Annotated in this window: 14 protein-coding genes; 12 read left to right on the forward strand and 2 right to left on the reverse strand. The window is 32.1% G+C overall.

Going from position 1 to position 21,080, the window contains the following annotated elements:
* Window positions 1-3: 3 nt before the first annotated feature.
* A complete protein-coding gene (locus OCU55_RS14120; RefSeq protein WP_183279395.1) occupies window positions 4-279 on the forward strand; it encodes a YciI family protein in 276 nt (91 codons plus the stop codon).
* Between the two features lie 217 nt (window positions 280-496).
* On the opposite strand, the gene OCU55_RS14125 is transcribed toward OCU55_RS14120, so the two are convergent.
* The gene (locus tag OCU55_RS14125) at window positions 497-1,615 is read right to left on the reverse strand and encodes an HD-GYP domain-containing protein (RefSeq protein WP_261852954.1); all 1,119 of its coding nucleotides are present in this window, start codon (window positions 1,613-1,615) and stop codon (window positions 497-499) included.
* A 354-nt stretch (window positions 1,616-1,969) separates the two neighbouring features.
* Window positions 1,970-3,877 (reverse strand): type I glutamate--ammonia ligase, encoded by a 1,908-nt coding sequence (locus OCU55_RS14130; protein WP_261852955.1) that lies wholly within the window; start codon window positions 3,875-3,877, stop codon window positions 1,970-1,972.
* A 389-nt stretch (window positions 3,878-4,266) separates the two neighbouring features.
* On the opposite strand from OCU55_RS14130, the gene OCU55_RS14135 reads away from it, so the two are divergent.
* The 11 genes from OCU55_RS14135 (at window position 4,267) to OCU55_RS14185 (ending at window position 20,896) form a co-directional block, all read left to right on the forward strand.
* Complete coding sequence (locus OCU55_RS14135; RefSeq protein WP_261852956.1) at window positions 4,267-6,354, forward strand: glutamine synthetase III family protein; 2,088 nt, start codon at window positions 4,267-4,269, stop codon at window positions 6,352-6,354.
* A 327-nt stretch (window positions 6,355-6,681) separates the two neighbouring features.
* Complete coding sequence (gene murI / locus OCU55_RS14140; RefSeq protein WP_261852957.1) at window positions 6,682-7,458, forward strand: glutamate racemase; 777 nt, start codon at window positions 6,682-6,684, stop codon at window positions 7,456-7,458.
* A 316-nt stretch (window positions 7,459-7,774) separates the two neighbouring features.
* On the forward strand, window positions 7,775-8,044 hold the full coding sequence (locus tag OCU55_RS14145) for an STAS-like domain-containing protein (RefSeq protein ID WP_261852958.1): 270 nt from the start codon (window positions 7,775-7,777) through the stop codon (window positions 8,042-8,044).
* Between the two features lie 260 nt (window positions 8,045-8,304).
* Window positions 8,305-8,817, forward strand: a complete 513-nt coding sequence (locus OCU55_RS14150; RefSeq protein ID WP_200270220.1) for a peptidylprolyl isomerase — start codon at window positions 8,305-8,307, stop codon at window positions 8,815-8,817.
* Window positions 8,818-8,886: 69 nt separating this feature from the next.
* On the forward strand, window positions 8,887-9,252 hold the full coding sequence (locus tag OCU55_RS14155; RefSeq protein ID WP_261852959.1) for a DUF3783 domain-containing protein: 366 nt from the start codon (window positions 8,887-8,889) through the stop codon (window positions 9,250-9,252).
* Entirely contained in the window at window positions 9,253-9,942 is a 690-nt protein-coding gene (locus tag OCU55_RS14160; protein WP_261852960.1) for an XRE family transcriptional regulator, read from the forward strand.
* A gap of 103 nt (window positions 9,943-10,045) precedes the next feature.
* A complete protein-coding gene (locus OCU55_RS14165; RefSeq protein ID WP_261853084.1) occupies window positions 10,046-14,164 on the forward strand; it encodes a S8 family peptidase in 4,119 nt (1,372 codons plus the stop codon).
* Window positions 14,165-14,270: 106 nt separating this feature from the next.
* Window positions 14,271-15,632 (forward strand): peptidoglycan-binding domain-containing protein, encoded by a 1,362-nt coding sequence (locus tag OCU55_RS14170; RefSeq protein ID WP_261852961.1) that lies wholly within the window; start codon window positions 14,271-14,273, stop codon window positions 15,630-15,632.
* Window positions 15,633-15,966: 334 nt separating this feature from the next.
* Complete coding sequence (locus OCU55_RS14175) at window positions 15,967-17,754, forward strand: heme NO-binding domain-containing protein (RefSeq protein WP_261852962.1); 1,788 nt, start codon at window positions 15,967-15,969, stop codon at window positions 17,752-17,754.
* A gap of 186 nt (window positions 17,755-17,940) precedes the next feature.
* Window positions 17,941-18,642, forward strand: a complete 702-nt coding sequence (locus OCU55_RS14180; protein WP_261852963.1) for a response regulator transcription factor — start codon at window positions 17,941-17,943, stop codon at window positions 18,640-18,642.
* The gene (locus tag OCU55_RS14185; RefSeq protein WP_261852964.1) at window positions 18,614-20,896 is read left to right on the forward strand and encodes a sensor histidine kinase; all 2,283 of its coding nucleotides are present in this window, start codon (window positions 18,614-18,616) and stop codon (window positions 20,894-20,896) included. The genes OCU55_RS14180 and OCU55_RS14185 overlap by 29 nt, the downstream gene beginning before the upstream one ends.
* Window positions 20,897-21,080: the final 184 nt, after the last annotated feature.

The following is a 21,080-nucleotide window of genomic DNA, read 5'->3' on the forward strand; positions in this document are numbered from 1 at the left end:
GAGATGAAAAAGAATGGTGGAATATTTGTTAAGATAAACTATAAGTTAGATAATGTTGAGAAGAAAAGAATTAAAGATACCAATGCAAAGTATAGAGAGATGAATCTATCAAAGTATTTATTATGTGCTGGAACTTATAACAAAAATGGAGGGACGTTTATATTTCAGGCAAATAGCTTTCAAGAAGCTGAAGAAATAATAAACAATAATCCTTTTGTGGGCACGGATTTTTATTCATTTGAAATATTAAGTAATAACTATATAGCTTTAAACAATTAATGACTTAACAATATTACACCGTAGGGATTTTTCAAGGCTTATAATGTTATAAATAAAATTGATAATAGTGTTAGAAAATGAGCTTTACATTAATAAGATGAATTTAGTTAACCGCAAGCTTTGTTTTATTAAAGTTTTTAAAATTATAAAAAATCGCTAAAGTGATTTTCTTTAGCGATTTTTTTATTATTGAGGTTTATTAATTACATTAATATATCTATATTTCATATTCAATTGATAATATAACTAATGATAATTCCTTTACTAGGTTTATTAAAGAACCAACAGAAGTTCCGTTGTCACTTCTAATAACTTTAACTTCAGGTCTAAGCGGATAATCAGGAGGAGTGCTTTCAACCACGCAGATATCTCCGTTGCTTAGTTTTACTATGGTTCCTTCAGGGTAAGGTACTAGTATCTTAGTAAATGCTTTAACTATATCGTAATCAAACATAGAGCCAGCGTTCCCCAGTATAAATTCAAAAGCTTCATTTGGAGAAAGTGCTCTTCTATATGGTCTATCAGAAGTTAATGCATCATAAACATCCGCCACTGCAACAATTTTTGCAAGCTTATTAATCTTTGAACTTTTTTTACCATCAGGGTAACCAAGTCCATCTTCTCTTTCATGATGTTGCAATACTACCATTCTAGAGAAAGATGATATATTATGTACAGTCTTTAGATAAGAGTATCCTTTTTTGGGATGATCTTTCATTATCTCGAATTCTGCATAGCTTAAAGGTCCGTCTTTTAAAAGTATTTCTTTTGGTATAAAGACTTTTCCGATATCATGAAGCAAGGCGCCTATACAAAGATCTAGAAGTTCATGTTTCTGAAGTTGAAGACCAATACCTAGAACTAGAGATAATATAGCAACATTAACGCAATGTTGATAAGTATACGCGTCCATAGTTTTTATATCAACTAAATTTATCATTATGTTTTTGTTCGAAAGTATATTTTCTAATAATTCTTCTGCAAGTCCATGAATAGATGATAAATATTCCTCTTTTTGTTTTAGGAGAATATTTTTTTTGTTTTTATTCAATGATGAATTGTGAAGATTTGAGTATATCCTCTCTACATTATTGAAGGTCTCTCTCACTAATGATATTGATTTTTGTCTGAGTTCAGGTCTTATTATGTCATCAATTTCTTTTTCACTATATTCATCCATAATGTAAAGTGAATAAATATGTATATCTTTTATCCTTTTTATTAAAGGAGTCGACAACTTAACTCCTTCTTTTAAAAGAGTTCGTCCGTTTTCATCAAATAAAGTTTTACCTAAATAACAACCGTCTCTTACACATTCAATAGGAACTAGTCTCATTTCCTACACCTCATCTTAAGATATATAGTCAATTATACTACAAACATACTAAAGAGTCTTCTATACTTTTATTAAAAATTCACATAATTGATAAATTTTAAGTTACCAAATAAAAGGGTCGGTGAAGCGACCTTCTTTAGTGAGATTTTTATTTGCGAAGCTACCTCTCTAAAATATATATTGGGGAAACCTAGCAGGTAAGTATATTTTGCTTTTTTACTGTATAACTAAAAGGTTATGATAAATTGTTGAAGGCACTAGGCTTAGCTAGATTTAAACATTTATGCTTTCCTTTACAGTAAAAAAGAAACCTATTAAATTATAGGTTTCTTTTTTATTCTAATTATTATTAATCTAAATGTCTATATCTAATAAGTTTTTCTTATATGAATTATATAAAAATCTTAATAAAGACATCTTATCATCTAATTCTATTTGTAGGTTTGATGCTTCTTCAAGATCATCAGCTACTATAGCTTCTTTAATTTTTGTAAATAGACTCTTATTTGTATAGCTATCCTTCATTATATAATGTCTTAAATCATTTATTGCCATCCAATTAGATATATCTAAGTCTAGTGCTTTATCAAGTGAGTGTAATAATTTAAAACTTCTTATTTCACTTGCATATTCAGAAATCACTCTACTAGTTATTTCTGTAGTCCATCTCTTAGTTACTCCAAGTCTAAAGCTATTTATAAGCTTATCAGTGAATACATCATTTCTCTTTAATACTTCAACTTTTTTAGGATATTTATCTAAAGCTAATAAGTTTTCGTAAACAGTAGCAGGTGCTGTTCCGAAGAATTCATCTCTTTCTTCTTGAGTGAAGTCTTCAAAAACATCTTCTTCAGCCCTATACGCTCTATCTTTTTCTAAATAATCAGCATCTTCGCCAGCTTTTTTGGAAAGTTCAGCAAGCAATTGTCCTTCTGTCTTATTACTTTCTAAAGCATACAATATACCATCTAACATAGCTAAATAAGATGTACTCATTGCCAAATAGGTATTAGTATGAGGATTTGGTGCTCTAAGTTCGAATCTTGTTGCTAAAGGGCTATGAGGATCTCTTACAAGACCAGCTAAGATAGTTCTGTTTCTTGATGGTACCTCAGGACTGTGTCCTAATGAAGTAACTATGCAAACTGGAGCTTCATAACCAGGTTTTAATCTTCTCAAAGAATCGGCTGTTGAAGAAACAAAAGGATTTACAATTTCATAATTTTTAAGAAGTCCCATTATAGCACCATAGCCTATAGCACTTAGGAAGTCATTTTTAGTTGCAGCAAAAAGATTGATTCTTGTTCCATCTTTAAGTTTAACACTAACACCAAGATGAGTATGCTCTCCGCTTCCTGCTACTCCTTCAATTGGCTTTGCAAGGAAAGTAACATCTAAGCCATTCCTTCTAAAGGTTTCTTTTACAAGATTTCTTATGAATAACTCATTATCTGCAGATTGTAATGCATCTGAGTACTTCCAATCTATCTCTAACTGTTCCATTACATGATTGAAGTTTCCGGATGAATCAAATTTACCTTTAACTCCGCCGACTTCCTTGTGACCCATTTCTGGTTCAAAGCCGTAGCTTTCCATTAAGATTAAACTTTGTTCTAGAGCTGTTCTTACAACTCCTTTAGTTCTAGTCCAATACTGTTCTTGTAATATTTGGGAAGTGGATAATTCTTCTGTTTCAACTTTATCATTAGGAGTTTTAACCCAAAACTCAAGTTCGGTAGCAGAAGTTATTACGATTTGATCTATGTCATCAGAGATTATTCCGAAAGGTTTAAGTGTTTCTGGCTTTTTTGCAAATATATCTAATAATGTAGTTTTAAAAGTATCAACTGCAGATTTTAATATATGTCTTGAATCAACAGGAACTCCTTCATGGTAAAGAAAACAAGGTATTCTTAAAGTTCCAACTGGTTTGTTAGTTTCAGGATCTAAGAACTCATAGTTATAGTCAACGAACCAATTTACCTCTAAGTCTGTAATCATATCAACTTTTGCGTTGTTTAATGTAGCTATTTCAGGTAGAACTACTGATGAACCATCAGTTTGAACAGCAGTACCGTTCAAAAATGATGCTATATCATCCTTAAATAGACTTACTGGAATTTTTTCATCTGTATCATTGCCTGATAAATCAATACCTACTATTGATACGAATTTTATTTCTGGGTGAGAATCGAGTAATGCTAATAAGTCCTCTTTATTGTGTTTATCAGTAGGAATAGTAAAAATGAGATTTTTTGCCATAATTATTTGTACTTACTTAAGTAATAGAAAAGTAAGCACTGGTTCACTTCCTTTCATTGAAAATTTTAGTGAATTTCTAAGGCTAAATAATTGATAAAATAACATTTATATCATAGAAAAATTGTATTATAAGGAAACGTGTAGTGTCAATGAAATGATAGTTAAAAATCAATAGAATCAATAAAAAAACTTTGAAAAAGTTATAAAATTATAAAAATATAAAAAGTATACGTATTAAATTGTTGATTTTATAAAAAAATAGTTTTTTTATGTAGAATGGACTTATTTTGATGTTTACGGCAATTTAGGGTGCTATAATTTTGAATAGAAAATTAAAAGATAGGCACGTTTTGTGTAAAATAGGTTTGAATACGAAAGGGGCTATTACGATGAGCAATTTTGGTGAATTTTACGGTGAAAATGTATTTAATGATTGTATAATGAAGGAACGTCTTCCTAAAGCAACTTATAAGGCATTGAAAAAGGCAATAGAAAAAGGGGCAACTGTTGACTTAGCTGTGGCCGATGTTGTAGCGTTAGCATTAAAGGATTGGGCAGTTGAAAAAGGAGCTACTCATTTTACGCACTGGTTCCAACCATTGACAGGTATTACTGCAGAAAAGCATGATTCATTTATCAATCCTACAGAGGATGGTAAGGTTCTACTAGAGTTTTCAGGTAAAGAATTAATTAAGGGAGAACCAGATGCATCTTCATTCCCATCAGGTGGAAGTAGAGCTACTTGTGCTGCAAGAGGATATACTGCTTGGGATATGACATCACCAGCGTTTGTTAAAGATGAGACTTTATATATACCAACAGCATTTGTTTCATATACTGGAGAAGCACTTGATAAGAAGATTCCATTACTTCGTTCAATGGAAGTTCTTTCAAAAGAAGCTATAAGAGTTTTAAAAGCTCTAGGAAATACTACAGCAAACAAAGTAACAACTACAGTTGGACCTGAACAAGAATATTTTATCGTGGACAAGAAGTTATATGACAAACGTCCAGATCTTATATATACAGGAAGAACTTTATTTGGCGCTAAGCCTCCAAAGGGACAAGAGTTAGAAGATCATTATTTTGGATCTTTAAAAGAAAGAATATCCGATTATATGAAGGATTTAGATAAGGAACTTTGGAAGCTTGGTATTTCAGTAAAAACTAAGCACAACGAAGTTGCGCCAGCACAACATGAGTTAGCGCCAATATTTACTACTACAAATGTAGCAACAGATACTAACCAACTTACTATGGATGTTATGAAGAAGGTTGCATTAAGACACGGATTAGTATGTTTACTTCATGAAAAACCATTTGCAGGAGTTAATGGTTCAGGTAAGCACAATAACTGGTCAATGAGTACTGATGATGGACAAAATCTTCTTGATCCAACTGATGCACCACATAAGAGTAAGCAATTCCAATTATTCTTAACATCAGTTATAAAGGCTGTTGATGAATACTCTGATTTATTAAGAGCTTCAGCTGCAAATCCTGGAAATGATCATAGATTAGGTGCAAATGAAGCACCTCCAGCTATAATATCAGTGTTCTTAGGAGATCAATTACAAGATTTAATTGAACAAATTGAGAAAGGTGAAGTTACTTCATCGATATCAGCAGGTAAATTAGATCTAGGTGTATCAACTTTACCTAAGTTAATTAAGGATCCAACTGACAGAAATAGAACATCACCATTTGCATTCACTGGTAATAAGTTTGAGTTCAGAATGGTTCCATCTTCAGGCACTATAGCTGACTGTAATACAGTATTAAATACAATAGTAGCTGAAGTTCTTTCAGAAGTTGCTGATAGACTTGAAAAAGCTGCAGATTTAGATGCTGAAATAAATGCTATATTAACTGAAACTGTTAAAGAGCATAGCAAGATAATATTTAATGGAAATGGATACTCTGATGAATGGGTTGTTGAAGCTGAGAAGAGAGGTCTTGCAAATATAAAGACAACTGTTGAAGCTACAAAGGCTTATATAACAGAAAAGAATGTAGCGTTAATGGAGAAACATGGCGTATTAAGCAAGCTAGAAATGCATGCTCGTTACGATGTAAATCTTGAAATATACGCTAAGACTACAAATATAGAAGCTGAAACAACACTTGAAATTGCTAAACGTCAAATATTACCTGCAGTTATCAAGTTTGAAACAAGCTTGGCTAAATCAATAAGTGCTGTAAAGGCTGCTGGAGTATCTGCAGGGGTTCAATGTGAATTATTAGCTGAAGTAGATGAACTTGCAGTAGCTTTAAAGAAAAACATTGGTGAGTTAGAAGCTTCAGTTGAAAAGGCACAAGCTTTAGACGGAGATGCTTATGCTGTTGCTCACTTCTACAAATTTGATGTGTTCGAAAAAATGCAAGCTGTAAGAGCTGTTGCAGATACACTAGAAACTTTAGTTGATAAGGATGTATGGCCTTTACCAACTTACGGTGAATTGTTATTCAACGTATAATATTAAATTAGATATTTATTTGAATAATATAATTAGAAAAGAGTTCTCACAGTTAGCTAATATTGTGAGAACTCTTTTTAATGTAAAGTATGAAGTCTACTTGGCAACTAAACCCAAGAGTTTTAATAGCTGTACAAGCCTTTTATGGCTATAGAGTAAAAAACAAAACTTATTCACCTGAAAATTTAGCTTAGGAAGTTTTGAAAAACAAAGGCTTGCGGTTAGTAAGCATATATAAATTAATAATTAAAGTTATGACTTTATATAGATTTATTAACTGTAAAGTAATAAAATAATTTTAGAAACTATTAGGTTGGAGTGATGAATATGAGTAACAATGAAAGTATGAAGCCGATAGGTTTTTTTGATTCAGGAGTAGGTGGTCTGAGTGTTATGAAAAAAGCTATAGAGTTTATGCCTTGGGAAGATTACATATATTTTGGAGATGCTAAAAATGCCCCATATGGCACAAAAACCGTTGATGAAGTAAAAAAGCTTACTTTTAATGCTACAGAGTTTTTAATAAATAAAGGAGTAAAAGCTGTTGTTATAGCATGTAATACTGCTACTTCAGCTGCTATTGACGAACTTAGGGCTCATTATAAAAATATTCCTATAATAGGTATTGAGCCAGCACTTAAACCAGCAGTAGAGTTGTGTAATAACGGTAAAATAATAATTATGGCAACACCTATGACTCTTGCTGAAAAGAAGTTTAAAAACTTAATGGAAAAGTATTCTGAAGAAGCTGAGATAGTACCTCTTCCTTGTGCGGGATTGGTAGAACTTATAGAATCAGGAATTACTGATGGAGATGAAATGATTAATTTCCTAGAGAAGAAGTTTTTAGATATAGATAAGAATGCGATTTCTGCTGTGGTTCTAGGGTGTACACACTATCCTTTTGTCAAAAAAGCATTAGCTAAGGTTATTGGAGATAAAGCTATATTAATAGATGGAAGTGAAGGTACTGCTAAGGAGCTTAGAAGAAGACTTGGAAAGGCAGGTATATTGGGGGATAAAGGTAGAAAAGGAGAGATAACTATATATAACTCACTTCAGGAAAACAAAGCGATTGAACTTAGCTATAAACTCTTAAGATAAAATAAAAAATTCGCTAAAGCCATCCTCTTTGGTGAATTTTTTTGCGCATCTGCCTTTTCTGAACGTATGTGAAGAAATTCTGGCAGGCAATATACTCTTCTTTTTTTATTCTTTAACTTATATTATGGCTTAAGTTTATTGGCGTAATTATTTTAAAATATAACTTAATTATAAGTTCTAAAAAATGAAAAAAAACTTTGTTAAATTATTGACAAAATAATTAGTTCTTGATATATTATATATAGAGGATGAATTATCTGAAAATTATAAAAAAAGAATATAAATTCTTATCAATATATATCAAGGGGTGTGTCATATGAAAGTTAATGTTAGAGAGTTTTTAGGGGAAAATTTTGTTGTTGAGGATGCTATACTGCTAAGAGAATTTATTCAAGAGAATATAGGTCAAGACATCGAATTAGATTTTGAAGGATTTGAAAGAATTCCAACCACATTTTTATGTTGTTTATTTACAGATTTAATAAACAAGAATGGAAGAGACTTTATTATTTCGCATATCAATGTTAAAAACTTGTCAAATTCTAAGGATTATTCAAGAGTGGTTAGGGGAACAACATTTAATTAAGCGTAATTTTGAATATAATATAATTTAAAATAATGCGTGAGTAATGGAGCATGTTTAAGGGGGATAACTTAAATATGCTCCATTACTTTTTACTGTAAAGTTTAAACATTAATGACATTTTACTCGATACAGTATATCTATTTATACAATTATTGATATTACAGTACAAAGTATTATATAATTTACCTATGTAGAATTTAACATGGGAATAATGTCAATAATATAGATTATATTTCCGTATTTTGAAAGGAGAATTATTTATGAATCCAATAGTTACTATAAAAATGGCACAAGGCGGTGTAATAAAAGCAGAGTTATATCCAGAGGTTGCACCTAATACTGTTAAAAACTTTGTGTCTCTTATTAAAAAAGGATTTTATGATGGAGTGATTTTTCATAGAGTAATCCCTGGGTTTGTTATACAGGGAGGGGATCCACAAGGTATAGGTATTGGAGGTCCTGGATATTCAATAAAAGGTGAATTTGCAGCTAATGGCTTCAAAAATGATTTGAACCATACAAAAGGTGTTTTATCCATGGCTAGATCTGGTCATCCTGATTCAGCAGGAAGTCAATTTTTTATAATGGTAGCTGATGCTCCACACTTAAATGGTCAATATGCAGCTTTTGGTAAAGTAACAGAAGGTCTTGATGTAGTCGATGGTATTGTAGCAACAAAAACAGACTACAGCGATAAGCCATATGAAGATCAAGTTATGGAAAAAGTAACAGTTGAAGGCGCAGATGACCTTGGAGAACCAGAAACACTATAATATATAGATAAACCAGTTCCAAGTGAAACATCTATATATGATATCAGTTTAAACTGGAGGTGAGCCAAAATGTTAGAAAACCAAAAATGTATTTTAGTCTATGGGTTAGAAAAAGAAGAATTAAAGCAGTTGGAGCTTACGAACAATAAGATAATAGTGATAAGTACTGAGATGGTTGATATGAAAATTAAAGACTTAATTTCAGGCTTAAAGTTTGAAACTGTAGACAAAGCTTTGCCGCAGGAAAAGGTTCTGATATTTAACAATTTTGAAGATAAAGAATTACAAGAATATATAAAGATAGTTAGAGCGATAGTGAAGCAGTCTATATTAGCGGTGGTTACGCCAACCTCTAGTGAATGGACTTTTAGTTACTTAATTGAGCACTTAATCGAAGAACGAGAATGGTATAAGAATCAGAAAGGAAGAGTTTAATTGAGTAGGGTAGGAGATAAGATAAAGCAGGCTAGAATTAATGCTGGCATTACTCAAAAAATATTAGCTAAGAAGCTAGGAGTAGCAGAAAAGTTTATAAACGAAGTTGAAATGGGTAAAAAAATACTCAATGAAGCTCTTATAGAAAAGATTGCTAAGGTACTTAATACAGATCTAAATGATGTCAACATGGTTGTAACAGATGAGGATTTGAAAAAAGAAAGAGAAGTTGTAAAAAAGGTATACGAACCTAAGAAATCTGAGGTAGCTCCTAAAGGCGAAACAGATGAAGTTTGGAATCAAGCTTTTGGTTCAGTACTAAAGAATGTTCCTATTTATGATTATTCTATGATTAAGACATATGGATATAAGGAAATGGTTCTTCATTCAAATAAGATCGAAGGACATAGTGTAGATAAGGTATTTTATCTAAAGATTCAAAATGATGATATGTCGGGTTTTAGAATAACTGAAGGAGATATAGCTTTTTGTCATAGCATTAAGGATATTGAGAATAATTCTATATGCTTGATAGAGCTTAATGATAGTAGGGTTATACGACAAGTTAAGAAACTAGATAGCTCAAAGGTTCTTTTGATAAGTAATAAAGGTTCAGTAAAAACTGAAACTGCTAATGTTAAAGATATAAAGTTAATAGGAAAGTTAGACAGATTAGAGATAGTTTTATAAAATACGAACGAATTTTTATTAGGTAATAGAGTAATGCAGTGCATTACTCTATTATTTTTTGAATAACATTAGTATATGAAGATATTTTTAGGAGGAATTTACGATAGATAGCGGTAAAGTTGATGCAACACTTAATTTGTTAGCTAACGTACCAAATGAATTAATAGGGAAACTATCAAAGATATCGGAGAATGAAAAAATAAACCAAGGTAGTATAGAGGTTGTTATATTATTTGGGGATAATGTGGATAAAGTTGTGCAATCTGTGGACAAAATCGGAGGAAAGCTTGAAAATCTAGGATTTGGGTTTGGTATAGTAACGATTAAAGCTGTGGATATTAATAAGATTTCTGAATTAGAAGGTGTTCAATACGCAGAATTGCCAAAAGTTTTGTTCACATCGGATGTGAATAGTAATAGAGCAGCATGTGTTCCACAAGTATATAGTGAATATAAGGTTACCGGATCAGGGGTGTTAGTAGGTTTTATAGATACGGGTATAGATTATACTCATCCAGCATTTAGAAACCAAGATGGAACTACTAGAATAGATTATATATATGATCTTACAGCGCAAGGAAAAGTATATGATAGAAATATGATAAATCAAGCTTTGCGCTCAAGTAATCCACTATCTGTAGTTGATGTCACAGACCCAATAGGGCATGGAACACACGTTGCTGGGATAGCTTGTGCTGGAGGAAATATAGATAAACAATATTATGGTGTGGCATATGAGTGTTCTATAGCCATGGTAAAAACAACTAGGTATGGATTTGCTAATTATGCTTTAAGTACTCAAATAATGAGAGGAATAAGATTTTTAATTGATCGAGCAAATGAATTGAAAAAGCCTTTAGTTATAAATATTAGCTTAAGCACTAATGATGGTGCGCATAATGGTACTAGTCTATTTGAGCAGTATATACAGACAGTTTGTACGTTGGAAAGAATAGCTATAGTTATAGCAGCAGGGAATGAAGGGGAAGCAGCTCATCATGTAGGTGGAGAACTTAGAGAGCAAATAAATATATCTCTTTCAGTTTCAGAGGGAGAGCCAACATTGACGTTACAATTATATAAACCACTTCTTAGTAATTTATCACTTGTTTTAACGACTCCATCTGGTATAAGAACTGGTGAGATAATTTTAAGTGAAGGATATAAGGAAACAACGGTCGATGGCAATAGGTGTCTGATATATAATACAGGACCAAGACCATTTGATATTGCGGGAGAAATAACTATAAGTCTTGTACCTGTAGGAGAATCTTTAAGTGCAGGTGAATGGACTATAACATTAAAAACTTTAAATCAATATAGGGGACTTTATGATATATGGTTACCAATAACCGAGGCATTAAATCCAAGCACTAGGTTTTTACAACCTAATGTATTTAACACATTAGGAATACCTGCTACTGTGGAGGCTGCTATATCGGTAGGAAGCTATGATTACAAAACTAACAACTTATCTCCTTTTTCGGGCAGAGGAAGACTCCTAAATGTTTCATTTAATAAACCTGATATCTCTGCACCTGGGGAAGGTATATTAGCTCCAGTAGAGGGAGGAAGTTTTGATTCTAAGACAGGAACATCCATGGCATCGCCTCATGTGGCTGGTATATGTGCATTGCTACTTCAATGGGGTGTTGTAAATGGAAATGATCCTTTTCTATTTGGTGATAGATTGAAATATTATATTATGAGATCGGCCAAAAGGGAAAGAACAGATGTTGCATATCCTAATCCTAGCTGGGGATATGGCACTATATGTGCATATGATGCCTTAACTTTACTAAGGGCATCGCACGAAGGGAGAGGTTATATGAGGGATGATCAAAATAGACAAGAAAATACTCAGGAAAGTGTGAACCCAAATAATCTACAGACTACTACAGGGACAGTAGGTTCTCAGGTTCCTCAGCAAAATGCAAATAATCAAGGCACAGTACAATCTGATAGCACATCAGTAGGTAACACGCAAACTACAACTGAGACCACTAATCCGCAAAAAAGTGGAGTACAGACTGGCCAACCGTATCTAATAAATCAATTCAATCAACCTTATAATCCGCAAGGAAATCAAACAAAAGGTAATTCAAATATAACAGGAAATACTGGTATGACATTTGAAGGTCAGCAGACCGGTATACAGCAAGGAGCAATTGGACAAAACGCAGAGAAAAATGTGATAGGCGTAACTGGGCCAATAGGAAATCAGCAGACTGGAAGTTTACAAGTAACACCTGGTATGGGTCAAGTTGGTAGTCAGTTGCAGAGTACACAACAAGGGAGTGGTTCTACAGGGATAAATAATTCTGGATTTGGAACAGACGGAAATTTATTCTTAAATCCTAACTATAGATATTTTGCGATAGAGTATCAAGGTGATATAAAAAATGCTATCAAAAAATATGGTGATGCAGATGTGCTGATTTTGGATGAATACAATGCTGTGCTTGTAGCTCCAATAAGTAAAATAAATTCTATTGTAAATGAAGTGGCAGAGGTAATAAATATCGATTCAGGAAGAATATTTACCTTATCCGCAATATCACCAGTAGAAGCTGCCGATGCTACTTTATTCCATAACAATGTCTATCTCCCATTAAATGGAGAAGGAGTAATTGTTGGGATTATAGATAGTGGAGTAGACTATCTAAATGATGAGTTTATAAAAGAAGATGATACTACAAGAATCGTAAGAATATGGGATCAAACCATACAGACTCCAAATGAGATTCCAATAGGTTTTCCATATGGAACAGAATACACAGAACAACAAATAAATAGTGCAATAAAAGCTAAAAGAGCTGGAAGTGATCCATATGCAATAGTTCCCTCTAAAGATGAAATAGGACATGGTACTCATATGGCAGGGCTTGCGGCTGCTAGAGGTAAGAACCCAGAAGTTATAGGTGCAGCGCCTGGAGCTACATTAGCTGTTGTAAAAGTGAGAGAAGCGCCTCAAGGATATTTAGATTATTTCTTTGCATATGGTCAGGCTCCTGGAAGGTATGGCAATGTTGATGTCTTATTGGCTGTAAAATATCTGTATAATTTATCAATAAGTCTTAGAAGACCAATGGTAATATACTTGCCCCTTGGCACAAATTTAGGATCTCATGATGGAAATGCATCTATAGAAAGATATATTGATGAAGTGGCGAAAGTGAGAGGAATTATTGTGGTTACCACTGTTGGTAATCAAGCTGAAGCAGATACTCATACAACTGGAACTTTAGCTAAGACTGGGGATAGCAATATTATTGAATTACGAATTGGAAGAGGTCAAAGAAATATCCAGTTTGAGATTTGGGTTGGAAAACCAGATAAGTTTTCTTTGTCGATAGTATCACCTTCAGGTGAGATTATTCAAAGGATACCACCTAAGTTAAAACAAGCTAGTGAAATAAATTTTGTATATGAGAGAACTAAAATGAATATTGAGTACTCTATACCAGAGAATACTACAGGAGATGAAAAGATTGTAATCAGAGCACAAGATATAAGAGAAGGGATATGGCAGTTCAGATTGATTGGAGATCTTGTAGTTACTGGTAGATACGATGCTTATCTCCTTCAAAGAGATTTATTGGCTCCAGATACAAAGTTTTTAAGTGGTAATCAATATACTACGCTTACAATTCCATCTACATCGAGAAGAGTAATATCAGTAGCTTATTATAACCAAAATAATAATGCAACGGTAGGGGAATCTGGGAGAGGTTACACGAGAGATAATAGAATAAAACCTGATATAGCTGCAGGTGGTATAAATGCACTAACTACTGATGTTGGAGGAGAAACTGTTACTGTCTCTGGATCAAGTGTAGCAGGGGCAGTTACCGCTGGATGCTGTGCTTTACTTCTCCAGTGGGGAGTTGTTGAGAAAAATGATCCTACGATGTATTCCTCTAATATAAAAACTTATTTATATAGAGGAGCTACAAAAAGAGAAGGGGATGTATATCCTAATCCTCAGTGGGGCTATGGAATGTTAAATATGAAGGGTGTATTTGATAACATAAGAAGTGTTTTTAATATTAAAGAAGAATCTGAGGATCAAGTTTTTAATGAACAAAATGATAGTATAAGGGAAAGTAACAAGAATAGGGATGAAAAGCTGCTATATGATGATAATTATAGAGAAGATAGCGAATTTATGGAATTCAATAAAGGAAACTTAATAATTAGGATACCTAAGATAAAGAAGTAGCCGTAGTTTAGATAAAGATATACAAGTTGGTTTTCGAGATGACCTAATCACAAAACCTTTGTTAAAAGCATATTATAGTAAAGAAAAATTTAAAAGGAGCTATATAATGCCATTTAGGGGAAATTTGAAAATTCAATGTTTTCAGGGAGATAATTACATTCCTGTAGATAAAGTAAGGATAACTATCACTCCTACTGGAGAGTTTGCTTCTCCAAGTGCTCAAACCATACAGTTAAGTACTGACTCAGCTGGGTTATCACCAGTTATACAATTGGATACTCCCCCATTGCAGTATTCTCAGGCGCCCAATAACCAAATTCCATATAGTTTAGCAGATATAAGAGTAGAAAGAGCAGGGTTTGAATCACTTTTCATTAGAGGGTGTCAGATATACCCAGACAAGGTTGCGTATCAGAAATGTAATCTGAGTGAAACATCAAACACAAGGCAGGGAGAAAATATTATACAGATACAACCTAATAAACTTGTAGGAAATTTCCCTCCTAAGATTCCAGAAAATCCAGAAAAGCCATTACCACCACCAAGTAGCGGAGTAGTTTTAAGCAAACCTGTAGTTCCAGAATTCGTAGTGGTTCATCAGGGCGTACCTAATGATACCTCTGCACCAAACTACACAGTAAGATTTAAAGATTATATAAAGAATGTTGCTAGTTCTGAGATTTTTCCTACCTGGTCTGACAATACAATTAGGGCTAACTTGTTTTGCATAATATCATTTACCCTTAATAGGGTATATACAGAATGGTATAGAGGAAAAGGAAAAAACTTTGATATAACTAGTTCTACAGCCTTTGACCACGCATTTAGTTATGGAAGGAACATATTTGATAATATAGAGAGAATAGCTGATGAAATATTTGCTACCTATGCTAGAAGACCTGGTAGAAAACAACCATTATTAACCCAGTATTGTGACGGAAAGAATGTTCAATGTCCAGGTTGGTTAACTCAATGGGGAAGTAAATACCTTGGCGATGAAGGAAGAACTCCATTTCAAATACTAACTAATTTTTATGGTTCAGATCTTGAATTAGTAACAGCAGAGCAAGTTAAAGGTATTCCAAGTTCATATCCAGGATACAATCTCAAAATAGGCTCTAGCGGAGAACCTGTTAGAACTATTCAAACTTATTTAAATAGAATTTCAGTGAATTATCCGTTGATTCCAAAGCTTTCAGTAGATGGAAGTTATGGGCCTAATACAGCAGAGTCTGTTAGAGTGTTCCAAAGTGTATTTAGTCTTCCACAGACCGGTGTAGTTGATTATGCCACATGGTATAAAATATCTGATGTGTATGTTGGGGTAACGAAAATTGGTGAATTAAGAAATTCAGAATATACAAGGAATAATGCAGGTATAGAAAGAGTGTTTTTCCCACCAACAACATCGAATATCTATAGAGGTGAGGATGTGCCTTATATAAATTACTTTGATGATTTATTTTAAAAATGATCACTTTCTAATAGAAACAAAGAGATGTGCAGGCTTTTTATATAGTCTGCACTTTTCTTTATATGAACAATTAGCCTTTATTTGGAACTGGTCTATCTATTCCGCTTAAACAGGTAAACTATTTCATAATTAAACTTATATTTTCAAAACTTCTCTCAGGATCCATAGAAGTTTTGGAAATAAATTTGGGATTGAGTGTTTTATATCTAAAGGTAGGATAAAGACGAGAATATTAGCGAATTACTATTAGATAAAGCTATTTATTTGACGATAATAATAGTATAATGTAGTTGATGAATAACTATTATTAGTTAGGGGGAGGAATACTATGAAGGGAACGGTAGTTTCTACTTGGCTTAAAACCTGTAGAAGACTTTATGGTAATGAAATTGTAGATAAGGCTATGACAAATGTCAAATGGGATAATGGTAGGATCTTCACACCACTTGAAAATGTAGATGATAAAGTCATAGGTAATGTAATAAAGTACATAGCCGAATCAAAGCAGATGAATTTAAGTAAGCTTTGGTATATACTGGGTGAAAATAACATAGAAACTTTTTATAATGATTACCCAGCTTTCTTTAGAAAATTAAATTTATATACATTTCTAAAGGCAATGAATGATGTGCATGCAGTAATAATGAGAAAATTCTCCGGAGCTAAACCTCCTGCTTTTCAATTAGAACCTGTAAGCAAAAATCAAGCTATATTCGTATATAATTCTCCAAGAGGTATGTTTGATTACTTTCAGGGATTACTAAATGGTAGTGCTAAAAAGTTTGGAGAAGAAATATCTATAGAAGAGGTAGCAAGGGCAGAAACTTCATTATCTCTTAAATTAACTTTTCAGTATGAAATATTAAATAAAAAGAAGTATAGACTGAACAAATTGCTATCCTTTGGATTTGTAAGAAATATAGGAGTAAAGGCTGCAATACCTACTTTTATAATTACGGCAATAGTAGGTGTTATCATATCTGGGGCAATTAATGGAGTCATAGTGGCTGGAGTCGCAGCTGTTATATCTGCTTTATTTACAAATATGATGCTTGCCCCTAAAAAAGCTATAATAGATGAACTTAATTCTATGGCAGAGAGAAGGTATAGTAATCTGCAACTACAATCGAATGATATATTTGAGGACATTTTTAATAGCATAACTAATGTTAAGGATATGTGGTCTCAAGATCTGACATCTTTTAATAGTGTAACTGATGAGATGAATGTATTTTCTAAAGACATGTTCCAGATTACAGAATCTATGAGATATACAACAGAAGAAATTAGCGGATTTTCTGGACAAGTTGCAGAAATGTCTACTCAACAGGATATAAATACAGAAAACTTGTTAACTCAAATTAATAAGAACATAGAGGAAATAAATTCTTTAGTTAGTAGTGAAAACAGGAACAAGACAGAATTAGATAAAGCTGTTATAAAAATTGGAGACAGTTATGAACATGTAGAGAGAGCAAGTACTAATATAAATGATACACTTCAATCCTTCATGGGAGTAAAAGAAAGTGGAAGAAAACTTCAAGAAAAAGCATCAGACATCACAAATATAGTATCAATAGTTTCTGGAATATCAGAACAAACAAATCTTTTAGCTTTAAATGCTTCGATAGAAGCTGCTAGAGCAGGTGAGCAAGGAAGAGGATTTGCTGTAGTTGCTGAATCTATAAGGAAGCTAGCAGAGCAATCTAAGGGGGCAGTTAGAGAGATTAATCAAAATCTAGATGTTTTTGCTTCGGATATAAACGGATTAGTTGATAACATAGATAGTCAATACAAGGTTCTTGAAAAAGAAACTTCGGCCCTAAAAGATGTTAAAGATATAAGCTTTGAAGCTAAAAATTCAATACAAGATGTTTCAGAGGCTATAAATAGTTCTATCGAAGCTCTTAATAGGGAAGCTGATTCTATACAAGAAATGTTTAAGAGCATAGATTCCTTAGCTGCAATAGCAGTAGAAAATGCTGCTGCATCAGAGACTGTTAGTGCAAGCATTGAAGATTATAAAAAAGAAATTGATAAGACTATAGATAGTATAAGAAAGATTGAAGGCATAATTGATATATTTAAAAAAGAGTTATCTAAGTATAAGATGTAATAAATCAAATATAATGAACTACCAATGATAAACAATATTATTGGTAGTTTTTTTCATTTTGTAAGAAAAATTTAAGAAATATGATAAGTAATTCGTAAGATTTAGGGAGTAATATTAAAGAAAGGCTATAAGGGGGGATTTGATGGTATAATATTGTAGAAATGTATAAATAGGGGGACAAAAAACTTGGACAAGTATAACGTTTTGGTAGTTGACGATGAAAAAGAAATAACTGACGCTATAGAGATATATTTAAGTAATGAAGGATTAAATATCCTTAAAGCATATGATGGAATGGAAGCTTTAGATATTTTGATTAACAATGATATTCATCTAATAGTAATGGATGTTATGATGCCTAAATTGGATGGCTTAAAGACAACCTTTAATATAAGGAAAGAAAGAAATATACCAATTATAATCTTATCAGCAAAGTCTGAAGATGTTGATAAAATAATGGGGCTTAATATGGGAGCGGATGACTATATGACAAAACCTTTTAATCCTTTAGAACTCATAGCTAGAGTAAGATCACAACTTAGGAGGTATCTAAAACTAGGGAATTATGAAGCTTTAGATAAAGATGAAATAAGTACTGGAGGTTTGTTTCTTAACAGAGTAAATAAAACAGTGTCAGTAGATGGAGAAGAAATAAAGTTGACTCCACGAGAATATAAGATATTAAATCTTTTAATGTCAAGTCCAGATAGGGTGTTTTCAATAGATGAAATATACGAAAATGTATGGAATGAGTTCAGTTATAATGCTGATAACACTGTAGCGGTGCATATTAGGAGAATAAGAGAGAAGATTGAAATCAACCCTAAGGATCCTAAATATTTAAAGGTGGTATGGGGAGTTGGGTATAAGATTGAAAAACAAAAGTAAGTTAATAAGAGAAATTTTGTTGATACTAGCTATGTTTTCATTAGCAACAGTGATTATTGTTTCTGTTGATGTTGTAACTAATAAAGAGGTTTTTGAAAAAGGTGGATTTTATAAAACTAAAGGGTTTATGGAGATAGTAAGGACTTTTAATTTTGAGGTTGTTGATTTAGTAAAGAACTATAAAAATGAAGAGTATATTAAAAGTGAGGAGTATGCTAAAAATTTATCTTCAGACGACGTTGAAACTAAAAGACAAGAATTAGTGAATAAATTACATGATGAAACAGATAAATTAACTTACGAATATAATAATAGAGTTAATGAAGCAAATGCAAAAAGCACTTTTGATGAAGCGGATAGATTAAAAGAAGAGCTTAATAAAGGCCTACAAAATTTAAAAGAGGAATATAATTCAAGAATAAATAATACAGATAGCTTAAAAAAAGACATTATCAATGAAAGATTAGAAACATTAAAGGACATAAGAAAAAGAGTAGATGGTTTTAAAAATATCAAATATGTATTAATCGACGGCGATGATGGTACAACTAAATCTAATATACAATATGATTATAATAATATAAAGGCGAGCTTCAAAGACACTACAGGATTTTATTTAAAGGTGTACAGTAAAAACGGGAATACAGATCCATATGAAAATATATATGATTGTAATGTTAATATAAGAAGAACTAATAGTGGAGCAGGAAATTTTGATGCATTAGTTAATAGGGTTAGTAATTCAAATTTAACAATATATATATCTGTCTCTGAAAAGCTTTCTGAAGGTGATTCAATCTATTTCGCTTATAGAGATTACTGCAATTTAAAAGTAAAAGTTATTAATGAGGCTATAGTAATAGGAGTAGCATTTGCAATTTTTATAATTTCATTAGTCATGCTTATATATAATAGAAAGCTTTTAAAGGAAAATGTAATAAGTTTAAAAAAGTTGCCACTTGAAGTTAGAGCTATTGGGGTTATAGCTATACTTGTTTTAAATATAGCGATTTTGATGAGCTATTATGCGTATTATCCATATAGAAAATCAGAAGTAATATCATTTGTAGAAATAGAAGCTATAGTAGGTATTGCACTTACATTAATTATGTTATTAAAGCTTGTGTTACCTATATTTTATAAAGAAGCAAGTCGAGATATGGTGAAGAAGGTATTATTATGGAAAGTATATGAATTATTAAAAAAGGCTGTTATATATGGTGAAGAGGTTACTTATATGAGAAGCATCTTCTTTAAAGCTATTGTAGTTATATGTTTGGGCGTAGTTGTTATATTGCCATTAACTGTATTTGTTGGTTTTCTATTTAGCCATAATATATTTGTGTATGGGTTTATCGTACTACTTCTAATATTAACACTTGCAGCATTTGTTTCTGCATATGTGTTTAAGAAATTTATAATACTAGAAAAGATTATTGTAGGAGTTGAAAAGATAACAAATGGAGATTTAAACTATACTATTGATATAAGTGGAAAAGGTAATCTCTCTAAGCTTGCGGATAATATAAATAATATGAAAATAGGACTTAAGAGTTCTATTGAAAGTGAGGTTAAGAGTGAAAGACTAAAGACTGAGCTTATAACTAATGTTTCACATGATTTAAAAACTCCACTAACTTCTATAATAAACTACGTGGACCTACTAAAGAGGAACAATGGATCTCCAGAAGATATGAGAAACTATATTGATATTCTTGATAGAAAGTCTCAAAGACTTAAGATATTGATTGAAGATTTATTTGAGGCATCAAAGGCTGCTAGTGGATCCTTAGAAGTTAATATGGAGAAGGTTGAAGTAACATCGCTTCTAAAGCAGACTTTAGCTGAATTTGAAGAAAAGATAGAGAAAGCGGAACTTGATTTTAGAGTAACTTATCCGGAGTATAAATTATATATACTGGCTGATGGCAAAAAGCTTTGGAGAGTTTTTGAAAATCTAATAAACAATATTATTAACTACTCTTTACATGGTACTAGAGTTTATATACTCGTAGATAATTATGGAAGTGAAGTAAGGATATCTATGAAAAACATTTCAGCATATGAGCTGGATATTGATCCTGCGGAAATATTAGAAAGATTTAAAAGGGGAGATCAGGCAAGACATACAGAAGGATCTGGGTTAGGACTAGCTATAGCAAAAAGTTTAGTAGAAATACAGAATGGAAGTTTTAATATAGAAATAGACGGAGATCTTTTCAAAGCCAATATAGAATTTGAAGAATTTAAGTAGTATGTCAGTTTAGAGAAATACATACCCCATTTCCATGATTTAAAAACATACCAATAATCTATTTAACTATTAAAGGTAGTTTGTTTGATAAATAATCCACAAAAAGATGTAAGATAAAATAAGAGAGGTCTACTAGGATCTCTCCTATTTTATGTGCATTTTTTCTCGAAAATAAGGTTATACG

The sequence above is a fragment of the Clostridium folliculivorans genome, assembly GCF_024341905.1.
GTDB classification, from domain to species: domain Bacteria; phylum Bacillota; class Clostridia; order Clostridiales; family Clostridiaceae; genus Clostridium_AR; species Clostridium_AR folliculivorans.

What these genes read in the sequence shown, in the direction of transcription:
- OCU55_RS14120 (WP_183279395.1), top strand. Translation starts at nt 4, where the DNA reads ATGAAAAAGAATGGTGGAATATTTGTTAAGATAAACTATAAGTTAGAT.
- OCU55_RS14125 (WP_261852954.1), bottom strand. Translation starts at nt 1,615, where the DNA reads ATGAGACTAGTTCCTATTGAATGTGTAAGAGACGGTTGTTATTTAGGT.
- OCU55_RS14130 (WP_261852955.1), bottom strand. Translation starts at nt 3,877, where the DNA reads ATGGCAAAAAATCTCATTTTTACTATTCCTACTGATAAACACAATAAA.
- OCU55_RS14135 (WP_261852956.1), top strand. Translation starts at nt 4,267, where the DNA reads ATGAGCAATTTTGGTGAATTTTACGGTGAAAATGTATTTAATGATTGT.
- murI (WP_261852957.1), top strand. Translation starts at nt 6,682, where the DNA reads ATGAGTAACAATGAAAGTATGAAGCCGATAGGTTTTTTTGATTCAGGA.
- OCU55_RS14145 (WP_261852958.1), top strand. Translation starts at nt 7,775, where the DNA reads ATGAAAGTTAATGTTAGAGAGTTTTTAGGGGAAAATTTTGTTGTTGAG.
- OCU55_RS14150 (WP_200270220.1), top strand. Translation starts at nt 8,305, where the DNA reads ATGAATCCAATAGTTACTATAAAAATGGCACAAGGCGGTGTAATAAAA.
- OCU55_RS14155 (WP_261852959.1), top strand. Translation starts at nt 8,887, where the DNA reads ATGTTAGAAAACCAAAAATGTATTTTAGTCTATGGGTTAGAAAAAGAA.
- OCU55_RS14170 (WP_261852961.1), top strand. Translation starts at nt 14,271, where the DNA reads ATGCCATTTAGGGGAAATTTGAAAATTCAATGTTTTCAGGGAGATAAT.
- OCU55_RS14175 (WP_261852962.1), top strand. Translation starts at nt 15,967, where the DNA reads ATGAAGGGAACGGTAGTTTCTACTTGGCTTAAAACCTGTAGAAGACTT.